Source organism: Vibrio sp. 2033, from assembly GCF_033339735.1.
The window spans coordinates 1-803 of the sequence record NZ_JAWOVC010000246.1; the positions used below are offsets into that span (position 1 = coordinate 1).

The 803-nt window shown below is 49.9% G+C and carries 1 protein-coding gene; it reads right to left on the bottom strand.

Annotated elements, in window-relative coordinates; all coding sequences use genetic code 11:
* Positions 1-803, bottom strand: an 803-nt coding sequence (locus R7P74_RS25870) for a putative bifunctional diguanylate cyclase/phosphodiesterase (RefSeq protein WP_318123511.1), incomplete at both ends; no start/stop codon positions are given.

Consider the following 803-nt stretch of genomic DNA (forward strand, 5'->3'; position numbering starts at 1 on the left):
GTAAACAGGCGTCTTTGAGTACCCATTCGCCGATGCTTTGAATCAAGCCCGTCTTCTCTGCGATAGGAATAAAATCCGCAGGTGGCACTAAGCCAAATTCTGGGTGTTCCCAACGCACCAAGGCTTCCACACCAATAATTGCGTTTTGCGCGAGGTTGTATTGCGGCTGATACACCAAATGCAGTTGTTCTTTTTCTATCGCTTCATGCAGCGCAGATTGAATACGGACGTGCGATACCGATTTGTCAGTTAAATCCGGAGAGTAGAACGCGTAGCCGTTACGGCCATTTTTCTTCGCCAGATACATTGCGGTGTCGGCGTTTTTTAGCAGCGTTTCACTGTCTTGACCGTCGTTCGGGTAGAGTGCGATACCGATGCTGGTGGAGATCCGCAGCGAATCGTGATTTGCCAGATCGAACGGGCGGCGGAACACACCCAAAATCGAGCTTAACGTTTCGAGTAACGGAGAATCGCCGTCAATGTCTGGCAGTACGATGACAAATTCATCGCCACCGATGCGAGCCACATGCGCGTTCAGGTGCAAAATGTCTTGCAGGCGAACCGCGAGTTTAGACAAGAGGGGATCACCGCAGAAATGGCCCATGCTGTCGTTAATGTGCTTAAAGTGGTCGATATCAAGAAACAACGTAGCAAAAGGTTGTTCCATCTCGATGTGCTGTTCCAGCAAGCTGATCAAATGGGTTCGGTTGGGCAAGTTGGTCAGCGGATCATAAAACGCCATGCGTTGCAGTTTCTCTTCGTGCGCTTTGCTCACTGAGATGTCCTCAAACACACAGATGTAG